General features: G+C 58.9%; 18 protein-coding genes and 2 pseudogenes. 13 read left to right on the forward strand and 7 right to left on the reverse strand.

Translation table 11 applies throughout. From position 1 onward, the window contains the following. Window positions 1-879: 879 nt before the first annotated feature. The 4 genes and pseudogenes from QWI75_RS06885 to QWI75_RS06895 all read right to left on the reverse strand — a co-directional run bounded on the left by QWI75_RS06885 (window position 880) and on the right by QWI75_RS06895 (window position 4,636). Window positions 880-2,115, reverse strand: a complete 1,236-nt coding sequence (locus QWI75_RS06885) for a DUF4382 domain-containing protein (RefSeq protein ID WP_289267961.1) — start codon at window positions 2,113-2,115, stop codon at window positions 880-882. A 473-nt stretch (window positions 2,116-2,588) separates the two neighbouring features. Beyond that, window positions 2,589-2,756 (reverse strand): annotated as a pseudogene (locus tag QWI75_RS22720) (VOC family protein); the annotation flags it as partial. A 55-nt stretch (window positions 2,757-2,811) separates the two neighbouring features. Continuing rightward, window positions 2,812-3,393: a DUF4276 family protein gene (locus QWI75_RS06890; protein WP_289267962.1), complete on the reverse strand. Its 582-nt coding sequence runs from the start codon at window positions 3,391-3,393 to the stop codon at window positions 2,812-2,814. Next, window positions 3,386-4,636 (reverse strand): AAA family ATPase, encoded by a 1,251-nt coding sequence (locus QWI75_RS06895; RefSeq protein ID WP_289267963.1) that lies wholly within the window; start codon window positions 4,634-4,636, stop codon window positions 3,386-3,388. The genes QWI75_RS06890 and QWI75_RS06895 overlap by 8 nt, the downstream gene beginning before the upstream one ends. Window positions 4,637-5,296: 660 nt before the next feature. On the opposite strand from QWI75_RS06895, the gene QWI75_RS06900 reads away from it, so the two are divergent. The 5 genes from QWI75_RS06900 (at window position 5,297) to QWI75_RS06920 (ending at window position 9,939) form a co-directional block, all read left to right on the forward strand. Continuing rightward, entirely contained in the window at window positions 5,297-6,844 is a 1,548-nt protein-coding gene (locus QWI75_RS06900) for a GMC family oxidoreductase (protein WP_289267964.1), read from the forward strand. Next, window positions 6,841-7,854 carry a VOC family protein gene (locus tag QWI75_RS06905; RefSeq protein ID WP_370693553.1) on the forward strand — a complete coding sequence of 338 codons (1,014 nt, stop codon included), beginning with the start codon at window positions 6,841-6,843 and terminating at the stop codon, window positions 7,852-7,854. Before QWI75_RS06900 ends, QWI75_RS06905 begins: the two co-directional genes overlap by 4 nt. Further along, on the forward strand, window positions 7,851-8,660 hold the full coding sequence (locus QWI75_RS06910; protein ID WP_289267966.1) for a TVP38/TMEM64 family protein: 810 nt from the start codon (window positions 7,851-7,853) through the stop codon (window positions 8,658-8,660). Before QWI75_RS06905 ends, QWI75_RS06910 begins: the two co-directional genes overlap by 4 nt. A gap of 161 nt (window positions 8,661-8,821) precedes the next feature. After that, complete coding sequence (locus tag QWI75_RS06915; RefSeq protein ID WP_289267967.1) at window positions 8,822-9,433, forward strand: DsbA family oxidoreductase; 612 nt, start codon at window positions 8,822-8,824, stop codon at window positions 9,431-9,433. A 53-nt stretch (window positions 9,434-9,486) separates the two neighbouring features. After that, window positions 9,487-9,939 carry a group I truncated hemoglobin gene (locus QWI75_RS06920; protein ID WP_289267968.1) on the forward strand — a complete coding sequence of 151 codons (453 nt, stop codon included), beginning with the start codon at window positions 9,487-9,489 and terminating at the stop codon, window positions 9,937-9,939. A 142-nt stretch (window positions 9,940-10,081) separates the two neighbouring features. Here QWI75_RS06920 and QWI75_RS06925 read toward each other — a convergent pair whose 3' ends face one another. Continuing rightward, entirely contained in the window at window positions 10,082-11,062 is a 981-nt protein-coding gene (locus QWI75_RS06925; protein WP_289267969.1) for a hypothetical protein, read from the reverse strand. Between the two features lie 206 nt (window positions 11,063-11,268). Between QWI75_RS06925 and QWI75_RS06930 the strand changes: the two genes are divergently transcribed. Further along, window positions 11,269-12,639, forward strand: coding sequence for a cytochrome P450 (locus QWI75_RS06930; RefSeq protein ID WP_289267970.1), 1,371 nt, complete (start codon window positions 11,269-11,271; stop codon window positions 12,637-12,639). A gap of 69 nt (window positions 12,640-12,708) precedes the next feature. Here the strand turns inward: QWI75_RS06930 and QWI75_RS22725 are convergent. Then, window positions 12,709-13,662 (reverse strand): annotated as a pseudogene (locus QWI75_RS22725) (NAD(P)-dependent oxidoreductase); the annotation flags it as partial. Window positions 13,663-13,735: 73 nt separating this feature from the next. Between QWI75_RS22725 and QWI75_RS06945 the strand changes: the two are divergent. Beyond that, window positions 13,736-13,927, forward strand: a complete 192-nt coding sequence (locus tag QWI75_RS06945; RefSeq protein WP_289267971.1) for a DUF3565 domain-containing protein — start codon at window positions 13,736-13,738, stop codon at window positions 13,925-13,927. A gap of 35 nt (window positions 13,928-13,962) precedes the next feature. Here the strand turns inward: QWI75_RS06945 and QWI75_RS06950 are convergent, their stop codons facing one another. Then, window positions 13,963-15,069, reverse strand: a complete 1,107-nt coding sequence (locus QWI75_RS06950) for a dipeptide epimerase (RefSeq protein WP_289267972.1) — start codon at window positions 15,067-15,069, stop codon at window positions 13,963-13,965. Between the two features lie 343 nt (window positions 15,070-15,412). On the opposite strand from QWI75_RS06950, the gene QWI75_RS06955 reads away from it, so the two are divergent. The 6 genes from QWI75_RS06955 (at window position 15,413) to QWI75_RS06980 (ending at window position 22,952) form a co-directional block, all read left to right on the forward strand. Beyond that, window positions 15,413-16,261 (forward strand): OmpA family protein, encoded by an 849-nt coding sequence (locus QWI75_RS06955; RefSeq protein ID WP_289267973.1) that lies wholly within the window; start codon window positions 15,413-15,415, stop codon window positions 16,259-16,261. A 35-nt stretch (window positions 16,262-16,296) separates the two neighbouring features. Then, on the forward strand, window positions 16,297-17,622 hold the full coding sequence (locus tag QWI75_RS06960; protein ID WP_289267974.1) for a helix-hairpin-helix domain-containing protein: 1,326 nt from the start codon (window positions 16,297-16,299) through the stop codon (window positions 17,620-17,622). Between the two features lie 467 nt (window positions 17,623-18,089). After that, entirely contained in the window at window positions 18,090-19,991 is a 1,902-nt protein-coding gene (locus tag QWI75_RS06965) for a glycosyltransferase (protein ID WP_289267975.1), read from the forward strand. A 22-nt stretch (window positions 19,992-20,013) separates the two neighbouring features. Further along, window positions 20,014-20,625, forward strand: coding sequence for a CpaE/TadZ family protein (locus QWI75_RS06970; RefSeq protein WP_289267976.1), 612 nt, complete (start codon window positions 20,014-20,016; stop codon window positions 20,623-20,625). Window positions 20,626-20,679: 54 nt separating this feature from the next. Then, window positions 20,680-21,993, forward strand: a complete 1,314-nt coding sequence (locus QWI75_RS06975; protein ID WP_289267977.1) for a TadA family conjugal transfer-associated ATPase — start codon at window positions 20,680-20,682, stop codon at window positions 21,991-21,993. Beyond that, window positions 21,987-22,952: a type II secretion system F family protein gene (locus QWI75_RS06980; protein ID WP_289267978.1), complete on the forward strand. Its 966-nt coding sequence runs from the start codon at window positions 21,987-21,989 to the stop codon at window positions 22,950-22,952. Before QWI75_RS06975 ends, QWI75_RS06980 begins: the two co-directional genes overlap by 7 nt. Window positions 22,953-22,957 lie beyond the last annotated feature (5 nt).

A 22,957-nucleotide genomic window follows, 5' to 3' on the forward strand; every position in this document is an offset into this window, starting at 1 on the left:
GGCGATCGGACGTCATCGAGGCGCGCCTTCCCTCTTCAAGAGGGAGGGCGCCGCCGAAGCGGTGTTCGGTCGAATAATACGGCACAAGAGGACGAGATGCCGATTTCGTGATGCGTGGACAATCAGTCTATCTGGTTCGTGCCGCCATAAGAGGGTGACGCCTGCCGGCTCCTCCGTGCGTCCCAAAACGGGGCCGACGCATTTCTTGTCCGGTCGATGTATCATTGCAGCGGCCGAGACTCAATCTTCCAAACTATCGATAGAAGGGACGGGCACAGGGTGACACCTGGATGATGAATGAGCAGATTGTGGAAAAGATGAGGAGCGGCGAGGAGAACCAATCAGGTGAAGTGGACCTCTTGCACATGAGGTGATCTATGCTGCCTGGAAGAAAACGGACTCTTGTCGCCCGTCTGATGGCAGGAGCCGGCTGCATCTGTGGCATAGCGGGCTTCTTGATGCCTCCGACCGCTCAGATGGCTGGGCCGGCAGACTTTGATTGGTTTGCTGCCGGAACCGTGCTGATGGTGTTCGCCGTCTATTTGTTGGTGGACGGTGCGGTAGCATTCCAAAAAGCTCGCGCTGAAAATGACCTAGAACCGGGAATCAGAAGAGACTCTTCCTTTGGCCGTAGTACTCACCCGAAACCGGTCGGCCCCTAGGTAATGGAACTCTTGCGGGTAATGTGGGGTTCCTTCGGTGGAGCACATTTCCAACGTTCCTGGGAAAAAGGCGAAGGCGCGGAAAGCCCATGCGTAGGAAGTTGTCGAATGCACCGGAAAGGAAGATGGAACCATGGCACCGTGCGCGCCGCGGTCTCCTTCCTAGAATGCGGCGCTTCACGCAGTAACCCGGTTCCCGCTTTTGTCGTTTGCAGGCTTAAGGGCTCAGGAGAAAGTTCTGTGTCGCATCAGCAGCAGAAATATCCACATTGACGGCCGTCTGAGTGGCATATCCGATCGCGGAGGCCTCCATCGTATACTTTCCTGCCACTGCGGACTGCGCCGCTGCATTCAGTGTAATGGGCAGGGTGGGGCTGTATTGGCCAAGCGATGGCGCGCCGCTGGGCAGCATGAGGGCGTACTCAGAGTCGCCGGGTGGATTACCGGCTACAAGGGTGGCGGGTTGCGATTTCACGGTGACGACGGGACCGCCGTTGAGCGATTGCTTTGCCGCAACAAAGACTGTTGGGTCGTCGGTTGACGGGTTCAAGGTCACCGTGCCGCTAATGCTCCTGGCGGTGGAGGCCTGCAACAGGATTGGCGCAGCTTGAGTGCTAATGATGGTCGTGCTGGTGTCGCTTGTGACCGGCACCCCGGCGATGACCGCGGTCGCATGGTTGTCCGCCGTGATGACGACGTCGTACTGTGCCGGGTCAAGCCGGGCGAGGAAGAATTTGCCGGTCAGCGAGTTCGGCACCGTCGCGCGAACGATCGCACCGTTCATTTGGGCCGAGACGACGACATTGGTCAGAGACTGATCAAGAAAGCCTTCGATGCCGTTCAACGCAAAAGGAATGGCTTTGATCACGGGTTTGAGCGCGTATGTATTGTTACTGCGTTTCACGACCGACTGGCAGGCGTCAAAGTCCAGCAGCAGATCGACCCGTTGTCCGGGATCCACGGTGAACTGATGGATCAATTTAATTCCGGTTTGGACTCCACTGGGCGTATCCAACGCAAGTTCACTAGGTTGGCCGGACAGCACAACCGAATTGGCCAAGCGCTGACCGGGGCTGTTGGGGACCAACACCAGGCGCAATTGCGTGTAATGGCCTGCCGCCAGCGGGGCCTCGCCGAGATGTTCAAGCGCAAAATTTGGTTGCGTGGGATCGTTAAGATCGAGCAGATTGATTTTGCGCGGTGGGTCTAACGTGATATCGGCCCAGCCGCTGCTGTTGTCACTCGCGTTGTCGCTTTGATGCACCCGCACTTTGCCGACGGTGACATTCACCTCATCAAAGCCGCAGGCCGGCGCATCGGTTAGCGACACGCTCAGGACACCAGGCTGCGTACTATCCCCACCATTGCTGCCGCATCCGGCTATCAGAGCAGTGAGCAGTACTCCCATGAGCCCTATGATGAGCGGTGTGGAATGGTTCTCGGTTGTGTTCATGTGTGTCACCTGTTCTTAAATGTCTAACGTAGTCAGCAGAGAGACGAGACGCGTAGCGTTCATATATGAGAGTGGCGTGCTGGTGCGTCAGCGATCGAAGCCGCTCCTCCCTGAGGCAAATGTCATGCTATGCAGTTGTATTCTGAAAAACCGTGTAAACCGCCGTCTTCCACAGTCGGTAATAGCCTCCATCTGTGTACAAAATGATCCAGAAGCCAAGCGGCTCTGCTTACAAGCCGGACCGTCACATCAAATACGGTCCCAATACTCTCGCCCCGCGCCGCTGTTGCGCAATGCTACTTTAGTAGTTTGACTGCAGGTGACCGGTATTCTGATACAGATCGCTTGGTTAGCTAAGCCGCTAGTAGTGGCCTGAAGTGCAAAAGGTAAGCGGGTGATTTAAGGTGGTTATAGAACTTGATGAAAAGTGATCTGACAGCTGCGCGGTGTATCGTCTGTGTCAGCCGTGCTCAGATGGCGAGCTTTAGGCTGTCCTGCAAGTCAAGGAACGCGACGGCGCTGTACTCAGATCCACTTCCGGCAGTACCTGGAGTGGGGAATCCAAGTCTATCCCGATAAAACCTCAGCGATCGTTCAAGGTCGTCAACCTACAGAGTAATAACTGTGATCCGAGACTTCACAGTCTTACCTTACCTAACTTGTAGGATGAGGATCTGATGCACGCTGTGAAATGGGCTAGTCCCTTGCACTGTGAAAAATAGTCCGAATAAACTCTTCAAGAGGAAGGAATGAAGCACATTTCCGCAGTCGTTCCAAATTTGCCTCTGCTGCGATCAACTCATTATGAATAGTGTTGATGTAACGTTTTCTCTTGCCTGAAGAAATATAGACCAACTCTTCTAGCTTAGATTTTGGATCGAAAAGGGCTTCTGGATTGGGAATTGAATTGGGCGGTGAGGGGAGATTAAAAACTTTCTGGATTGCGATTGCGTCCGACAAAAGCCAGGACTCAATCATTTGAACTGGAACAACAATCGCGTGTCTTGAGATCGGTGAAGGATTCAGAGCTTCCCGCAGTTCATTTTCAAGATCTGTCGCCGACTTGTTATCTAAGTCATGGACAACTACCAATGAGGTGCATCCTCGTGAACGAAGGTTTATGGCCCACTGCCTGCACTTTCCTCTTATCTTGCCGCATCCATGTCCGACGAATGGTTTTACCTTACAGTGGCGACCACCAGTGATTCTTGGTATGAGCGCTCTAATTACTTTGACGTCGCTATGATCTTCTGCGATTAAGCCAAGGCTTCTAGACATCCTCAAAACCCGCGTGTCGCCAGAATTCACCTAGGTTTCCGGATGTTCTCAGATACTCTTTCAATGCCCTGAAACCTCTGGCAGAAAGTCCTTCCGGAAGAGTAACAGCGACCGTGCCGGACGATCGCGAATTGCTAACAAGGAACACATTTTCGGGAGCCAATTGATCTAGCACAAAATCAGAATGTGTCGACAGGACAATCTGCTTTTGCTTTGAATAAGACTTGATCAGTTCAATGAGGCTGGATAGCAATCCATGATGAATGCACACTTCAGGCTCTTCTAAGAGAAGTAACTCGCTTACGTCTGTACTGAGATACAGAAGTACGGCAAGAGTTTTGAATGTCCCCTCTGATAGCTGACTAGGGGATAATTTGGTGCTATGGATGACGAAGTGAGGGACGACTAGTACTCGTTTGATTTCCTTTTTAACAATGCGCCCCCCCGTGCGGACTTCGACCTCACTTGAGGGCACTCGAACAGGATGAAATTCGATCTTATCTACAAGCCTTAAGCCTTGCTTCCCAACAATAGATTGATATTCTTGAAAGCTATCCGGGCTCTTCTCTTTGAATAGGTAAAGATCATGAAGAAACTTGGCATGGCGACCATAGTTCCTATGCCGGAGATAGTCATCCTCCTCCAAGGTAATGTACGCGGGGCATTCAGATGGATTCGTGTATTGAGAAGCACTGTAGTAGCTGATCTTTGAAATGAACCCCTGGATGGTTTGCAGAATGGGCAAAATGGGTTCTTCCATAAATGCTTGAGGGAGATCACCAGGCGTAATTTCCGCCCCTCGCGAAAGCGCCGTTCGCTTCCATTCCATAATAAATTGGGGGAGAAGATACTTCGGCTCCTCTCGGCGAACTCTAAACAGAAATGAGGGAAAGGAAACCCACTGATCTTCGCCAGTCACTGCTCGAAGATTCCATTTCTCGGCCGCACTTATCACTTCCTCGGTATTTCTTTCTGTAGTGGTGTAGTCAATTACCGCTTCATACTCTACAGTCCTTCCATCAACTTCAAAGTCTATGCGCAATGTACATTGACTAGCAGCTTTCTCGGAAGAACGCCCCCAAGGGCGCCAGCCAATTACCTTTCTGAGCAAGAGCAAGGCACTAAGTATATTTGTCTTCCCAGACCCATTGATGCCTATAAGTGCAGAGAGTTCAGGATGCAATATGGCCGAAGTCTCACGGCAAGAACGGTAATTTCTTATTGTAAAGCCCGCGATTCGCATCAGAATTAGTTTAGGGATACTAGAGCATTGGCTTGACGTCAGGATAGCGACCCCGAAGATACAGATCGCTACCCGCGACTTTCTAAAGAAGATGGGTTTATTGCTCTCTACTATGTCCCGTGAGATCGATAATGATGAAACAGGCTACTTTCTGTTCGTAGAGGTGTCAATTGATACTTATCTGTTGGACCCAAAATAGTTGCCTTTATTGCTCCCTCCAAGCTTGCTCGTCTATTTCTCTCTCCAGTCCTAGGAAGGATGGAGGGGGGCCGCTCTGCGACTTGCGAGGAGTCGCATGACCTTGGGTGCGGTCGCCGCGGGTGACACCACCCACTGTATATGTTCCTTCCGAGATTGCTGAATACGCTTCTTCGGCCTTGGAACGAGGCCCTATCCTATATTGAATGCTCCTGCCCAGCTTGCCTATTCTTTCCTCACCGGAAGGTGGCCTGATTGATCTGCCACTGCGCGCGTCCAACGAGCACCGCCCGCAATGTGAGAATCTAGAAGATCTTGTGTGCGCGTTGCGCGAGCACAGGAGATCATCAGGTCACACTTCCGCTCTTCCTATTGTGTGGCCTCTGCGGGCATGGGCGGCAACCTGGCTGGTCCCGCCACCTTTTCTTTGTAAGGCCGCAACCTTCTTGCCGACTACACTCCATGTCCACCTCCACCCACTACGACATCATCATCATCGGTACCGGGGCCGGCGGCGGTACGCTGGCCTACAAGCTGGCTCCGTCCGGCAAGGAGATCCTGCTGCTGGAACGGGGCGGGTACCTTCCGAGGGAAAAGGACAATTGGAGTTCACGGGCAGTGTTCGTGGAGAGCAAGTACAAGGCCAAGGTCGGGTGGAAGGACAAGAACGGCAACAGCTTTCACCCGGGCATCCATTATTATGTGGGCGGGAACACGAAGGTCTACGGGGCCGCGCTGTTGAGATTCCGCCGGCAGGATTTCGAAGAGATCAAGCATCACGGCGGCATCTCACCGGCCTGGCCGATCCGCTACGAGGATCTGGAACCGTACTACACGCAGGCCGAGCACCTGTACCACGTCCACGGCACCAGGGGGGAAGATTCGACCGAGCCGCCGGCCGGCGCGCCGTACAAGTATCCCGCCCTCCCGCACGAGCCGCGCATTCAGGAATTGCATGAGGATTGGCAGAAGCTGGGCTATCGGCCATTTCATTTGCCGGTCGGCGTCATGCGTGATGAAGAGCGGCCGGAACGGGGCGCCTGCATCCGGTGCGGGACCTGCGATGGCTTTCCCTGCCTGGTCAATGCCAAGGCGGATGCGCAGGTGGTCTGCGTGGACCCGGCGCTGAAGTACCCCAATGTGTCGATGGTCACCGGCGCATTGGTCAGCCGGATCGAAACGAATCCGTCAGGGCGAGCGGTGACAGGAGTAGTGGTGGAGCGGAATGGCCAGGTGGAAACGTACAAGGCCGATATTGTCGTCGTGTCCTGCGGGGCGATCAACTCCGCGGCGTTGCTCTTACGGTCGGCGAACGATCGGCATCCCAACGGTCTGGCCAATTCCTCCGATGTCGTCGGCCGCCATTATATGTGCCACAACAATTCAGTGATGCTCGCGATTTCGAAGAAGCCCAATCCGACGGTGTTTCAGAAGACGATCGGCTTGAACGATTTTTATTCCGGCTCTGACGACTGGGACTATCCGCTGGGTCACATCTCGATGGTGGGAAAGCAGGATCTGGAATCCCTGCGCGCCGGGGCGCCTCCGTTTGCGCCGGGGTTGGCGCTCGATGTCATCGCACGCCATTCCTTGGATTTCTGGATGACCTCGGAGGATTTGCCGGACCCGCACAATCGCGTGTTGGTGGATCGGGACGGCACGATCTCGTTGCACTACACCGAGAACAATCTGGAAGGGCACCGGCGGCTGGCCGCCAAGCTGAAAGGCATGCTGGAACACATCGGCTGCGAACGCCATTTGGTGCCGCATCACCTGTACTTGGGAAAAAAGATTCCCATTGCCGGCACGGCGCACCAATGCGGCACGGTGCGGTTCGGACGCGACCCGAAAACCTCGGCGTTGGACGTGAACTGTAAGGCGCACGATCTGGATAACTTGTATGTCGTGGATGCGAGTTTCTTTGTCTCCAGCACCGCGGTGAATCCGTCGTTGACGATCATTGCGAACGCCTTGAGAGTGGGGGACCATCTGCTGGAGCGAATGCAATGAGGCCACACCTAGGTGCGATCTGGCTTCTGATTGTGTTCCTTCTCCCTCGTGCGGAAGGATGGGCAGGGCCGCTGGTACAGGCTGTGGACTCCATCGGCATGACCGTCTCTGATATGGACCGGTCTATTCGGTTCTACAGGGATGTGCTCACTTTCAAACCGGTCAGCGACGTGGAGGTGGACGGGCCCGAATATGACCGGTTCTGGGGCGTCTTCGGCGCGCGGGTTCGTCTTGTCAGGATGCAACTGGGCGAGCAGGCGTTGGAGCTGATGCAATTCCTGTCGCCGCCGGATGCCAGGCCGATCCCGGCGCCCTCGTACAGCAACGACCTCTGGTTCCAACACGTCGCGATCGTGGTGCGTGATATGGATGAAGCCTGGGCGCGCCTCCGGAAGCATCACGTCCGGCAGATCTCGCCCCGGCCTCAGACGATTCCCGCCTCCAATGTGGCTGCCGCCGGCATCAGAGCGATCAAGTTCCGTGATCCCGACGGGCACAATCTTGAACTGCTCTGGTTCCCTCAAGGCAAAGGCAACGCGCGGTGGCATCAACCGGGGACGGATCTGTTTCTGGGCATCGACCACACAGCCATCACGGTGCGGAACACGGACAAGAGTCTCCAGTTCTACCGCGATCTGCTCGGTCTGATGATGGCCGGCGGCAGTTTGAACGTCGGTATGGAACAGGAGCACTTGGACAGCCTGCCGGGCGCGAGGGTGAGGGTCACCGGTCTGAAGACCGAAACAGGACCGCCCGGAGTGGAATTTCTGGAATATGAGCTGCCGGCCGCTGGCCGGCCGATGCCGTCGGACACCAGTCCGACGGACCTATGGCATTGGCACGTCACGGTCGTCGTCCCCGACGCAGTGGCTGCGATGACGATCCTATGCGCCCGCGTGTTCTGCGTTTCAAATAGTGGGGGGCCGATGCACGATCGCGCGCTGGGGTTTGCGCAGGGATTCCTCGTGCGCGATCCCGACGGGCACACGCTGCAACTGGTGTCCCGATGACGGCCGGAATGTTGGCCGTGACCGGTTTGCCGCGGACCGTTGGAAAGTGGATCAGGATCGGGTGTCTGGCCCTGACCGTCGCGGCCTGCTGGTGGCTGTTGTCCGTTGTGGACTACGGGCGGTACCTTACCCCTACCGTAATCGTGCGATGGTTGGAGGATGCCGGCCCCCTCGCGCCGCTCCTGCTGATTGTCAGCATGGCAGGGGCGGTCGTGATCCCGCCGATTCCGAGCTTACCGTTGGACCTTGCCGCGGGAGCCGCGTTTGGACCGTTCTTCGGCACCCTCTACGCGGTGCTGGGAGCGGAAGTGGGGGCCATCGGAGCGTTTTTCATCGCCCGTGCCGTCGGGCGAGAGGCCCTGTCTCGCTATCTCAAGGCCGACGCAGTGTTTTGCCAACTGTGCACGGATCATCAACTGATGGGACTCATGTTTTTCGCGCGGCTGATCCCGGTCTTCTCCTTTGATGTCGTGAGCTATGGCGCTGGCCTCACTAATATTTCGCTGAGAACCTTTGCGCTGGCAACGCTATTCGGGATGATTCCGCCGACCTTCGCCTTTACCTATCTGGGCAGCAGCGTGGTCTCGGCCCAATGGCCGTTGATCGTCGCAGGCAGCCTGATGGTCTTGTTCTTTCTGTTCATGCCGAAGCTGCTCGCACGGCATCGTGCCAGTGGCTTCGCTCGGTTGTTCTTGGGGCCTCCTCCAGCGGCTGGACCCGACTCCCTACGTGACGCGTCGGCACGATCCGGACGAGCGCTTCCGCTCTCCTGCGCCGGCTGCGGCGTGCCTCTCAGCGAGAGGTGATCCTCAAAGACCTGTCCTCGGACGTTCCAACTTCAAATCGTTCATCCCCCTCCCAAGAGAGTGTCTCCGGCTCGCCAATTCCCTCTTGACGCGAGCCCCGCCCGCTGCTACTATTCGGCAACCTAAATAATAAATGCGGTCGGCTTGTAAGGGAGGCCCGCATGGCGCGGCAAGAATATATTGTGGCGACGCTCTACAGCGATCCCAATTGTCCGTTTTGTTATGCCATCGGGGAGCGGCTGCTGACCCTCGGTGTTGAGCGTCAGGTCGAATGGCGCGGCGTTCAGCACGCGCCGCACCTGCCGATTCCACGGGACGAGCGCAACGCCCGGTTGAATGCCGCGATTGGCCGCGAAGTGCTCTTGGTCGGCCAACTGGCCCCGGAGGTGCCGATTCGGATACTGAGCGGAAAGCCGAATACGGGACCGGCCATCCGAGCGATTGCAGCAGCGCTCCACATTGATCCCGCCCTGGGGCATGTGTTCAAGCGACGGCTGTATCGGAGCCTCTGGCAGTCGGATGCGGACATCTCCGATGAGCGAGTCCTGGCGACCTGCGCTCGCGGGCTGGGTTTGTCCGGCCTGACAATCCGGCCTGAGATCAACGCGCTGGTGGCTCAATGGCAGCAGGATTGGGAAGAGGTGGGGGTGAACAGCGTGCCCATGCTGGTCCGCCGGGACGGCGAGGTGCTCAGCGGACTGGCGGCAACGGAGCAGTTGGCCGGCTTTCTGGGCCTGCACCAAATCAGGAAGACGGAAACGGTTGTGAGTTGAGCGGAAGGGCAGTCGTTCTGGTACTTCACCATAATGCACAGCAAGGAGGAAGGATGATGAGGCAGTCATATCGGGCCGCGTCGTGGGTCTTGATGGGCGTAATGGGCCTTGCGGGTTTGGCCGGTTGCGCAGAAACGCAGATGGCGTCCAAGCCGAGCCTGTATCAACGGTTGGGGGGAAAAGAGGCGATCACGGCAGTGGTGGATACGTTCGTGGCCAAGGTGGCTGCGGACAACCGCATCAACAAGTTCTTTGCGAGTACGGATATTCCCAACCTGAAAATGCATCTGGTCAATCAGGTCTGCGAAGCGACCGGCGGTCCCTGCAAGTATACGGGGCGGACGATGAAGGCGACTCATGCCGGCATGGGCTTGACCAATGCGGATTTCGATGCCCTGGTACAGGATCTAGTCGGAGCGCTGGATTCGCACAGAGTGCCGAAAGCCGAGAAGGACGAGTTACTTGCGGCACTCGGCCCGATGAGGAGCGATATCGTCGAGCGGTAACCGCCTTGCCGGCTGTTGTCTCCTCTCCTGAATGGGGAGTTCAAGAACGATGGCCGGGACGCCCGTTCAGAGGGGCGTCCCGGCGCCATTCGGGTCAGGGAATCTCGGATAGGATCAACGAGCCCCGACAACCAGCCATATCTCACATCAACAGTTCAGCAAGGCCATAGAGAGGGAAGGTCCGGCCCCCGTACGACAGCTCGCCTCGAACGATACCCATGGCGAACCCGCCGATGACCCATCCCGCGATGGTCTTCCGATCCGAAAGGGTCAAGGTCATGGAAGCCGCACCGTGGCGGCCGGTCCAGGACACTCGCCAGGCGGTTGGCCAGCGATAAAAGCCCCAGGCAAAGGCCCGTTCCAACACCTCGACTTGAAGCTGCCCCATCACTGCCGGCTCACCATCCAGCACGGCAAACCCGGCCAGGGTGCCAACGAGTGCCGCGATCCGCTCGCTCTGTTGGCGATGAAGGTAGAGGTCGCCGCTCGGCTCGGCCAATACAGAGAGACCTTGGAAGTCCTTCCAGAACCCCCAGTAGGTGCGCGTCAGGCGGTTGAAGTTCGGCATCGTCAGGTATTCGTAAATCACGCGCCCGACAATCGTGCGATTACGCCAGGTCAGGACGGCCGGGGCCGAGCCCATCCGGACGATGGCCTGTTCGTGGGTACGACTGGTCCGAATCGGCAGAGGATCGATTCGGAGTGTGAGCTGATTGACCGCGCTGGTAATGGTGAGACCTGCTTCCGGCGTGCCTTCAAATTGGAACGATGCTGAGTCAGGAATCCTCGCTAATTCATGCCGTTTGTTCTCATAGGCTCCGTTGCCATCGAGTTTCACCCATCCCTCCCGCTCGTCGTGCAGGACGACAAAGTGCTCGGCCTGATAGGTCTCGCCGTCGCGCCCTCGATTGTTGTCCAACGCCAAGGCGACATAGCCCTGGCTGTCGCGGCCGACGAACGAGAAATAGTCCGAGACATAGATGAGGGGAATATCCTCGATCACCGGAGCTGTCGCGTCAGGCAGGTTGTCCGAATCAGCCTGCACCGCAACCGGCACCAGCGAGAGAAGGCCAGCGAGCACGAAGCTCAGGGAGCGTCCGATGGTGAACAGGAAAATCGTCATGGCGGGACCTATGGTACCGCCCGGGCGGCAGAGATGCACCAAGATCTCCTCGAGGCCTGTTCCACTCTCTATCTGACCATGACAAGGCGCTCGAACTGGACCTGCGAGCCGTGTATGCTGGCGGTTCCGGCAAGTTGAATAACAAATTGAACGCTTGTCATCCTTTGGGAACATCCTTCAGGGCGCTAGCGACGCGAGTCTGAACAGTGCCTCCCACGCCCGAGCCATTCTCCATCGTCGAGGCACCGGGAAAACGGTGGTTTCTCGGTCACGTGCTGGAGTTCAAGCGCAATCCCCTTGAGACCATGACGTCATGGCGGGAGCGCTGCGGCGACTTTGTGCGTTTCTCACTAGGACCGAAAGAGCTGTACCTGTTGAGCCATCCGGCCTTAGCAGAAGAGGTGTTGGTCAAGCAAGCCGACATTTTTCAGAAAGTCTATGATCCGAACAGGCCGACCGGATTGGCGCTGGTGCTCGGCAACGGCTTGTTGACCAGCGGGGGAGAGCTGTGGCGCCGGCAACGGAAGTTGATCCAGCCCATGTTTCAGCGGGCAAGGGTGGCGCGCCTGTCCGCGCAGATGGTCGAAGCCGGCGAGCAGATGCTGGCGCGATGGGCGGAACGGCGCCCGGGCGAGCCATGCGACGTGGCCGCCGAGATGATGCAGTTGGCGCTGGAGGTGGTGACCCGCACCATGTTCAGCACCAGCGTCCTGAAGGACGTGGCTTCCTTGGGGCCGGCGTTGCTGGTGTTGATCCGCTATGCCTTTCGAGCCTTTCACAATCCATTTCGGTTGCCGTTATGGGTGCCGACCGCCGAGAACCGTGAGTTCCTCCGGGCCAAGCGGCTGGTTGATCGGATGATCTATGGATTGATCGAGGAGCGGCAGCAATCCGGCGTGAAACCAGACGACCTGCTGGACCTCTTGCTCTCGGCCGTCGATGCGGAAACCGGTACAGGGATGAGCCGGGAGCAGCAGCGGGATGAACTGCTCACGATCGCGGCGGCTGGCCATGAAACCACCGCAAACGCCTTGACCTGGACCTGGTATTTGCTCGCGACCCATCCGGCGGCGGCGACCAAGTTGAGGGAGGAACTCTCCAATGTGCTCGGCGGGCGGGCGCCGACGATCGATGATCTGCCCAGGCTCCCGTTCACGCGGTCGGTCTTCGAGGAGGCCTTGCGCCTCTATCCGCCGGCGCCGGCGGTGCAGCGGCGGACCATCAAGGACACGACGGTCGGAGGCAGATTACTGCCGGCCGGCTCGCTTGTGGTCATAAGCCTGTGGAACATCCATCGCCACCCTGGATTTTGGGAACAGCCGGAGCGGTTCGATCCGGATCGGTTCGCTGCCGACCGTACGGCCAACGATCACCATTTGGCTTTTCTTCCCTTTGGGGCCGGACCACGGACCTGCATCGGGAACCACTTCGCCATGGTGGAAGGCGTGCTCCTGCTGGCATTGATCGCGCAGCGCTATGACCTCACCTTAGTCCCTGGGCAGAAGGTGGAGATCGAACTGGCCGTGACCTTACGGCCGAGGCACGGGCTTCCCATGATCCTCAAGCCGAGGGGCTGATCAGCGCGGCAGGCGGGTCGTTCTGATCGCCTGATCCGCGACTGTACGAATGTCGGCCACGAATGGGATTCAATTGGAGGACAGTCGGTCTTTGAAGGTCAGTTCCGCCACCGCAGACTTGTCCAACTCGCCCTTGCCAAGCGCGACCAGCCGCCGATACTGCTCATAGGTTGCTTTGGCCAGGGGAAGCTCTAAGTCCACCGTCTCGGCCAAGCTTACGGCGATGCCGGAATCCTTCGCCGCGTGGGCCGCGGAGAAATAACAGTCATGCGCCCGCTGCTGCATGTCCTCGCCGTCCGTTTCGAGCACGCGCGAATGGGCGCCCGTTTGGGCAAAGACCTCCCGCAGCATGGTCAGGTCGAGCCCGAGTGCCGCGCCCAAGCCCAATCCTTCGGCCAACGCCGCCGTGTTGCAGTTCATTACCATATTGACGAGCGCCTTGACCTTGGCGGCTTCCCCGGCCGGACCGATATAGCGCAGCCGTTCGCTCAGGACCTCCAACAGCGGCTTAGCCCGCTCGAACGTGTCTCTCCCGCCGCCGCACATCAGATAGAGGCGGCCCTCTCTGGCCTGCGTGATGCTGCTCGCCATGCAGGCTTCCAGGCTCCGGCCGCCCCTCTGTTCCACGAGCCGTTCCACTTCCACATGCACCGACGGCGAGAGGGTGGCGCAGTTGATAAACAGCCGATCCTTGGCATGGGCGAGCAGACTTTCCGGGGCGGCGGGGTTGAAAAGCTGCCGCATGGCGGCATCGTCCGTCACGACCGTCAGTACCGTGTCCGCCCGTTCGGCTACTCGGCCCGGCGACGAGACCGACTCGCAGCCGAGTTCGCGTGCGAGCGAATTGGTTTTCGCCTGATCGATGTCATAGACTGCCGTGAGAGAAAACCGCCGGTCCTTCAAGCGGCGGGCCATATTGGCCCCCATGCGTCCGACTCCGACGAATCCGATATGGAAGCTGGATGATGGCGTCATGGGATGATCCTTATAGTGATGGGCAAGCATGATCTTGTGAGAACGATGCGGCGAACGTGCGGCAGTCTAGCACATTCGCTATGTCGGCTCAGTTGAGCTTCAGTTCGAAAGGAACGGCAACGTGAATCAGCCGATCGTGGGGTATCATCTCGACGAGTACCAAGATTGGGTGGCCGACCTCGCCTGCGGCCATGGGCAGCATGTGCGCCATCAGCCGCCGATGACGAGCCGGCCGTGGGTCTTGACCGAGGAGGGACGTCGGGCCCATCTCGGGACAATCCTGAACTGTAAGAAATGTGATGGAGAAGGGTAGCGGATAAGACAGCCGGCTGTCCGATCAGGCGAAGCCTATTCAATGACGGTGGCTTGCGGCGAGGGATCGACAACCATATCCAGGCCGGCACCCTGCCAGGGGTGGAGCCGTGGACCCTCGTACCGGTACCCGCCCCGCACGGGATCTAGGGCCAGGAGCAGCGGCGTGTCGAGATCCAACACATCGAACCCGCTGAAGCCGAGGACCAGGCTGAAGGAGCAGCCCATGGCGATCCGCGCTTCAACCATGCCGCCGATCATCAGACGCAGGCCCGAAGTCAGCGCGAACGAGGCGATTTCCAGTGCCGCCGCCACCCCGGTTTTCATGATCTTGATATTGATATAGTCCGCTGCCTGTTTGGACAGGACGGTTTTGGCGTCTTCCAGCGACCGGACCGATTCGTCGGCGGCAACAGGAATGCCGGTGAGATGGCGTAGGGCTGCAAGGCCGTCCAGGTCCTCCCGCGCGACCGGCTGCTCGAGCAGCACCAGGTAACCGCCGAATTGTTTCACTCCGCTCACGAAAGCCAAACAGGCCTCCCGTGAATAGCCTTGATTTGCATCCCCGATAAAGGCGATCCCCGGCAACCGTCGATGCACCGCCTCCAGCCGCCGGACATCTCCCTCCACGTCCTGGCCGATCTTCATCTTGAACAGCCGAAACCCTCGCTCATACCAATGGCGGGCCAGCCTGACCGTGTTGTCGAGATCGACGATGGGAATGGTGATGTCTGTTTCGCGCACTCGGACGTCTGCGCCGCCCCAAAACGCCCAGAGCGGCTGTCCCGTCGCATGGCAATAGGCATCGATGAGGGCGGTTTCGAGCCCACAGCGGGCCGAGGGCTGCGAAGCGGCCTGCGCGTACAGGCGATAGCCCAAGGTTCGATAATCCGCCGCCGATTGTCCGATCAGCGTCGTGGCCAGTTCAGTCGCCGCGGCCACACAGGCCTCCCTGGTTTCTCCGCCCACTTCGGGAAAGGGGGCGGCTTCCCCATAGCCCTGTGCGCCGCCGGCGAGGGTGACGCGGATGAAGACGTTTTCGGCCAGGGTCCGGGCCCCGGTCGCGACCACGAACGGGTCTGTGATGGGAATATCGACCGGCCAGAGTTCAATACGGGTGACGGTGAGAGAAGGGTCGTTCATCAGAGGTCGGGCGTCACATCCGGTGATGCTCTCGGTTCCCGCGTGCCTAGATATCGTGTTCCTCCGATCGGCGCAAGGGGGTAAGAGGGAAAGAGAGTAAGCGGTGCCGGTCGCCGGGCTGTCGCGTGTGACCGACCACGCGAAACCGGGGCCAAAATGCTCGGGTATCCAGGCCCGTTCCTTCCTTTGCCTGTGTAGGCAAAGCGCGAAATTGACGGCCTAGCTCAAAGTGTTGTAGTTTTCAGCACAAAACTCCCTGTTCAGCGTTCGTCCCTCCGGAGCTATATCCGTGCGGTTTGCCCGAGACCCGCTCTCTCAGCATTCTTCTTCGTCCGGCCTAGTCATGACGCGGACCAAGGTGGTCGCGCTCGGGCTCGCGGCCTTGTTCATGCTCGCATTCCTGTGCGCGCAGCGGACGGCGATGACCTCGACGGCCGGCACCACGCGTGGGGCGGAGGCGAGCAAACTGTCCCTGTCGGTGGAAGACGGCAAGATTGTGCTCCGCGGGGCGGTCCCTGATTCGGTGAAACAACTGCTCGTCGCCAAGGCCTACCAGGCGTTCGGGGCCGGATACGTAGCCAATCACCTGACGGTGGTGCCGGGCGCCACGGCGGAGGATTGGTCGCTGAAGGCGGCCGAGTCGATCCAAAAACTCAATTCCTGGGGCAGTGGCGGTCTCTCGTTTGATGGACGACACGTGATCGTCAAGGGGGAGGCCAAGAATGAAGCCGAGAAGGCCAAGCGGACGGAGGAACTGGCCGGTGTTTTCGGCGCTTTGCTGAAGGTCGAAAATCAGATGGAGCTTCCGGCGCAAGCGGCGCAGCCCAAGGCCTCGCCGGCTGTGGCGAAGATTCATGAGGCGCTGGCCGGCAAGACGATCGAGTTCGAGGTCAGCTCCGCCACCTTGACGCCGAGGGGGATGAAGGTCTTGGACGAGTTGGTCCCCATCATTCAATCGGACAAAGACCTGAAGCTGGAAATCGGCGGCCACACAGACAATTACGGCGATCCGAAGTTCAACCAGTTGATCAGCCACGCGCGCGCAGTCGCGGTGGCGCAATATCTGGCGTCAAAGGGGGTCGATGGGCGTCGCCTGGTCTCGAAAGGCTACGGCGAATCGAAACCCATCGCCAGCAACAAAACCAAGGATGGGCGCAAGCAAAACCGGCGCGTCACGTTCGAGGCGCTGTAAGCGGGACCGGTTCCGGTCTCCGTAGGACATTTTCCATGGGACCCGTCATTCAAGAGTTGCTGCTGTGTCTGTTGCCCGCCGCGGCGATCGGGACCGTCGTCGGCTGGATGCTCAAGAAACTCTCGCTGGAAGACCAACAAATCGGCGTGACGCGTTTTGAGCTGGAAGTGAAACTCACCGCCGCCGAGCGGAAAGTGCAGGCCCTGCAGCGAGATCTGGAGGCCGCGCAACAATCGGCGGCTGACAAGGTCGGACTGATCGCGCAGGCCGAGGAGGCCGCCGCGCAACTGCGGGGCCAGGTGGCGGATCGGGACGAGGCCATCCAGGGTTTGCGCGCGCGACTGGCCTCGCTCGAATCGCTGCCGGCTAAGCTTACGATGCAGGAGGCGACGCTGGCTGACCTGCGGGCCAGACTGGTCGCGATGGAAGAGTTGCCGGCGCAACTGGCTCAGCGGGACACCGAAGTGGCCGCCTTGCAGGCCCAACTGGGTGAAATGGTCGCGCGGGGCAGCGTGGAGGATTTGCGGATGCGGCTCCAGGCCGAGATTCACGAACTGCGCGAGCAATTGGCGTCCGCCCGGGCGACGGCCGAACAGGAAGATGCCTGGGCGCGGCAATTGCTCGACGAGCGAGACGCCACGATCCGCAGCCTGCATGAGGAGCTGTCGCGTTTTCAGACGCAGGAGCGGGAACTGCATGTGCTCACGCACATCGTGGCGGAACGGGAACGGGAGATCGACAAGCTCGCGGCGTCGGTCGAGCGGTTGGAGCAGGTGGAGCAGGATCGGGACCGTTTGCGGAGTCTGGCCGAGCATTGGGAGCAGGAACTGGCGGCGTTGAAACAACGGCTCTCACAAGCTGATCATCAGGCGCAGGAGCTGCGCGAGCAGGCCGCCGGCCGCGAAGCCGCGCTGCGGGAAAACGAGCGTTGGCGGGTCGAGGCCGAGCGGCAGCGCCTGGCCCTTGCGGTGCGTGACGAAGAGATTCGAGAATTGCGCACTCGGTTGGAAGGGAGCGCTCCGCTGGTGAAGTTGGAAAAAGTCCGGACCAAGACCAAGGCGCTCAAGTCGCACGCGGTCGCTCCCAAAGCGAACAACTCAGCCCTGCCCAAATGGGGTGCCCACCTGCCGGACGGAGGCGCGCAGGACGATCTCACGTGCATCGCCGGGATTGGGCCGACGCTTGAAAAGCTGCTGCACCGCAACGGGGTGTTCTACTTCCGGCAGATCGCCTCCTGGACCAAAGACGACATCGACATGATTGACGCCAAGCTGGATACGTTCAAGGGCCGAATCCTGCGCGACAACTGGATCAAAGGCGCCAAGCAGGAGCATTTCAAAAAATACGGCGAACGATTGTAGTCTCAGCCATTCGTCTACACCATCCCTCGCACGACCTGTTTCTCGACCACGCTGGCCAGCCGCTCTCCCGCGATCGTGCTGATCAAACGCTCCTCGTCGCTCTGTTTCCTCACGGCCTTTCCTTCAGTTTTCCTCTGACCAAGAACTGAGTGATCCACTTCGAGGCGACTCCCGGTGAGTCGACCTCGCACGGTCCCTCATTCGGGGAAGCACCATTGGAGGGCACGTGGTCCCTTCCTCCTAGGTATGTGCAGGGTGGTCGACCCTCGCTACCTTTAGCGCATGCGTTGCTGCGGTCAGGGAAGCGCAGGACTGTCGCGCACGTCTCGGGGAAGGAGACGGCGGTGACAATAATTGTCCGTTGTTCTCTTTCTGCACTGGTTTGGTATCGAAGCCTCCCATTGGCCTGGGCTGATCCTGTCTCCGCGCACTCCAATTCTGAACGCCGGGACAAGCATAGGTAGGGCATGGCCATTCTCGATGCCTTTTACGGCGATCCCTTTTCGATCCTCTTCACGATCGCTCTTCTGGGCGTGGTCGCCACCTTGAGTTGGCTGGGAAAGGGGCGGAAGGCGATTCTGTTCCTCACGCTGCTTCTCTACATCCGCTACATGGTCTGGCGTGCCGTCTATACGTTGAACACCGAAGACTGGATGACCACCCTGGCCGGTCTGGCGGTGTACTTCGCGGAAATCTACGCACTCTGCCAGGTGACCTTGTTTGTCTATCATGCCTGGTCTCCGCTCGATCGGCGTTCCGTGCCGACGAAACGCGGCCCGACGGTCGATGTCTTCGTGACGATCGTCAACGAACCGTTGGATATTCTTCGCCGCACGCTCATCGGGTGTGTGAGCCAGCAATATCCGCAGGACAAATACACCGTCTATGTACTGGACGATGGCCAGCGGGACGATGTCAAGACGTTGGCCGCCTCATTCGGTTGCCAGTATATCCGGCGGCAGGATCGGCAGGGCGCCAAGGCCGGGAACCTCAATCACGCCTTACAGAGAACCACCGGTGAACTCATTGCCGTCTTTGATGTGGATCATGTGCCGACACGGGTGTTTCTCAAGGAAACAGTCGGGCTTTTTGATGATCCACGAGTGGCCTTTGTCCAGACGCCCCATCACTTCTACAACCCGGACATTTTCCAGCGGAATCTCCGAATGGAACGGGTCCTCCGCAATGAACAAGCGCTGTTTTATCGCGTGCTCCAAGCCGGACGTGATGCCCATAACAGCGCATTTTTTGCCGGGAGCTGCGGGCTCTTTCGGCGACAACCGTTACTGGAGATCGGGGGATTCAAGACCGAGACCGTCACGGAAGACATCCATACCAGCATGCTGATCCACGCAAGGGGCTATAAGTCTTGCTACCTCAACAAGGTGCTGGCCGTCGGGCTGATGCCTGAATCCTTCGACGCCTACATCAAGCAGCGGACCCGCTGGGCGATCGGGCACGTGCAGATGTTTTTCAAGGATAATCCTTTGACCCTGCGCGGCCTGACGATCCCGCAGCGACTGGGATATCTGGCTTCCATCCATTATTTTCTCCATGGACTGCCCCGAGTGATCTGCCTGACGGCTCCCCTCTTGGCCCTGTTGATGGGAATCATTCCTGTCACAGCCAGTGTGGCCTCATTGGTGCACTATTTTGGGGCCTACTATATCGCGACGCTCGTGATGCTCCGGACGGTGAGTCACGGCACACGCAATGCATTTTGGTCGGAAGTTTACGAAACGGCCATGTGCTTCCCGTTGCTCTGGGCGAATGTGAAAACCCTATTGAACCCCTGGAAGAAACGACCCTTCGTTGTGACTCCAAAGGGACGGCAACAGGATAAGCCGAAGTGGAGTCACCTCACCCGTCTGGCGCCTCATCTGATCTGTTTGGGATTGCTCGTCGCCGGACTGTTCAACGGCATTCGCTTGTGGATGAGTCAGGAGCCCTATCCAGGATTGGAAGTCAGCCTGTTCTGGGGTGCCGTGAACGGCCTTTTCCTGAGCGTTGCTATCCTGGCGGCGACCGACCGGCCCGAGTGGAGAAAGACGTTGCGGGTCGGGTGCCGGCAACGGTGCGAAGTGCTCGCTGAGGGGCAGAGAAGCGAAGGCGTCACCAAGGAATTAGATGAACGCGGAGCTCTCGTGCGTCTCAAGAATCCAATTCTAGCGACCGGGGAAGACTGTTGGTTCCGCGTTCGGAACGAGCACGGTGGCCACCAACCTCGCGATCTCCGTGCAACAGGCAAGGCCACGGGAATCCGTGGCGCTCGTGGACCTCGACGTCCATGGCGGGGATCTGGGTTTGTTCTTGGACCTGCGTGCCGCTCAAGGACTCAAGCACCTTTCAGAAGATGTCTCGCGGCTTGATGAAACCATCATCAGGAGCACGATGTTGAGGCATGCGTCGGGACTCTACCTTCTGGCCTCCGGGTATGAGGGATTCGAAGATGTCGAGCCGAGGCCCGGCAGCGCCATGCGGGTGATCGGTCTCCTTCGATCCCTGCACCGGCATGTGGTGGTCGATTGCGGGCATGTCCTGGAGCCGGCCGTCAAAGAGGCTTGGGAAAGTTCAGATCAGGTCGTGGTTGTGACCACGCTCTCCTTGCCCGTCATTCGCCGAACCAGGCGGCTGCTGGAAGCCTTGAAAGTTGCGCACTTTCCGGGAAGCAAGATCGCGGTGGTCGTCAATCGCTATGGGAATGACCAGAAGGACTTGCTGGTCGAAACCGAGAATATGTTGGGTGTCCAAGCGGCCGGGCTGATTCCGAACGATTATGGGACGGCCAACGAGGCCGTCAATCATGGGAAGCCCCTGACGATGATGGCGCCGAGAACCTCGCTTGGGCGGTGGTTTGTGCAGGGAGCCGATCGGCTGATCGGCGACAGAACCGCCGCCAGCGGAGCGGCATCCGAACGGGGGCAGGATAAGAAGGGGTCGCTGCTCGGACGCTGTTTTGCGAGTCTCGGGCTCGAAGCCAAGGGCAAGCCGTCCATTGTCTGAGCGCACCGGTTGCGTATGTGACGAGTCGATCGGAAAGGGGGACAGAACGCCGCCATGCTGACCATGAAACAGATGAACGGGGCCGAGGCCTCCTCGCACTATCAAGCGCTGAAAGACCGGCTCCACCAACGTGTGATCGAGTTGCTCGATCTGAATGCCGTGAGCGCGATGCCGCAAGAAGCCGTCACGGCCCAGTTGACCAAGTTGATCGAGCAACTCCTGCAGCAGGAATCGGTTCCGCTCAATCAACGGGAACGGGCTCAAATTACGCAAGATATTCTTCATGAGGTATTGGGGTTGGGACCGTTGGAGCCCTTGCTGGCCGATCCATCCGTGGCCGATATCCTCGTCAATGGGCACAAGCAGGTCTTTGTCGAGCGGTACGGGCGTCTCGAACTCACGCCGGTCCGATTCAAGGATGATGCACACCTGAAAAAAATCATTGAGAAGATCGTGTCACGTGTGGGGCGTCGCATCGATGAATCCGTGCCGATGGTGGATGCCCGGCTCGCGGACGGGTCCCGGGTCAACGCCATCATTCCTCCGCTCGCGATCGACGGCCCGTCCCTCTCGATCAGAAAATTCAGCAAGGATCCGTTGCAGTTGTACCATTTGATCGAGAAACGCTCCCTGACTCCGGAAATCGGCGAATTGTTGAAGGCGATCGTGCAGGCGAGGTTGAACGTGCTGATCTCGGGCGGAACGGGATCGGGGAAAACCACCCTGTTGAACGTGTTGTCAGGATTCATCCCGAACAATGAACGGATCGTCACGATTGAGGACGCCGCCGAACTCCAACTCCGGCAGGACCATGTCGTCCGACTGGAAACACGTCCGGCCAATATCGAGGGGAAGGGCGAAATCGCGCAGCGGGAGCTAGTGAAAAACGCCCTCCGTATGAGGCCGGATCGGATCATTTTAGGCGAGGTCCGCGGGGCGGAGAGCCTCGACATGTTGCAGGCGATGAACACCGGACACGATGGATCATTGACGACGGTCCACGCCAACTCGCCTCGGGACGCCTTAACCAGGATCGAGACCTTGGTGTCGATGGCGGGGCTCAACCTGGCGACGAAGGCCATGCGGCATTACGTGTCATCCGCGTTGGATGTCATCATTCAGATTGCGCGATTGTCGGACGGCACGAGGAAACTGATCAGCCTGCAAGAGGTCGTCGGGATGGAAGGCGATCTCATCACGCTGCAGGAACTCTTCGTCTTCCAGCAGACCGGTCTGGACGAAAATCGGAAGGTTAAAGGACGGTTCAAGGCCACCGGCGTACGGCCCAAGTTTACCGAACGGTTGACGGCCAAGGGCGTGGCCCTGCCTGCAGATCTGTTCGACCCGTTGAAGGTGTACGAATGCTGACCGTCCTGATCGCCTTGGGGATCTTCGTCACGATCCTGTTGTTTCTGCAAGGCTGTGCGGCCGTGCATCGAGCCATGGTTCCGCGCGGGATGGATCGCGCCATCGAGCGGATCCAGAAATGGTCGGCCCCGGAAGCGGCTGCTCAATTGGACATTGTCCGCAAGGAGTCGTTGAGCGACATTCCTTGGTTGAACGCTCTCTTGCTCCAGGCTCGTCGCATCCAACCTCTCCGCACGCTCCATCGGCAGGCGGACTGTCGGACTCCCTTGGGCCTGTTCGTGCTGGCCATGCCTCTCTTAGGATTGGCGGGACTCATGACGGCCCTGTCACTGCACGTCCCCCTTGCGCCGGCGGTCCTCCTGGCGGCGTCGGCGGGCTCCCTGCCGGCCTGCTACCTCTATTGGCTCAAGCGTCAACGGATGGCGATGTTTGAACGTCAGTTGCCGGAGGCGCTGGAACTCGTCTCGCGAGCCCTCCGGGCCGGGCATGCGTTCTCAGTGGGGTTGAAGCTGGTTGGAGAGGAGGCGGCCGATCCCATCGGCATGGAGTTTCGGCGGGTCTTTGAAGAGGTGGCAATGGGAGTCGCCCTTCCGCAGGCGCTCCAGAACATGACCAACCGGATTGATTGCGTGGATTTGCGGTTCTTCGTGACGTCGGTGCTGGTCCAGCGGGAGACCGGCGGCAACCTCGCGGAGATCATCGATTCGTTGGCCGGACTCATCCGCGAACGGTTCGAGTTGCAGCTCAGAGTGCGGGCCTTGTCTGCAGAAGGGCGGATGTCGGCAATTGTGTTGTTCGGCCTTCCGCTATTTGTGGGGGGGCTCCTCTTTAAAATGAATCCTGAGTACATGGGGCTCTTGTTCACGGATCCCTGGGGTCAGAATCTCGCGACCGTCGGCAGCCTGTTGATGGTGATCGGCGCGGCGGTGATGAAACGGATGGTGGCGATTAAGGTCTGAGGAGC

It is taken from the genome of Nitrospira tepida, assembly GCF_947241125.1.
In the GTDB taxonomy this organism is placed as follows: domain Bacteria; phylum Nitrospirota; class Nitrospiria; order Nitrospirales; family Nitrospiraceae; genus Nitrospira_G; species Nitrospira_G tepida.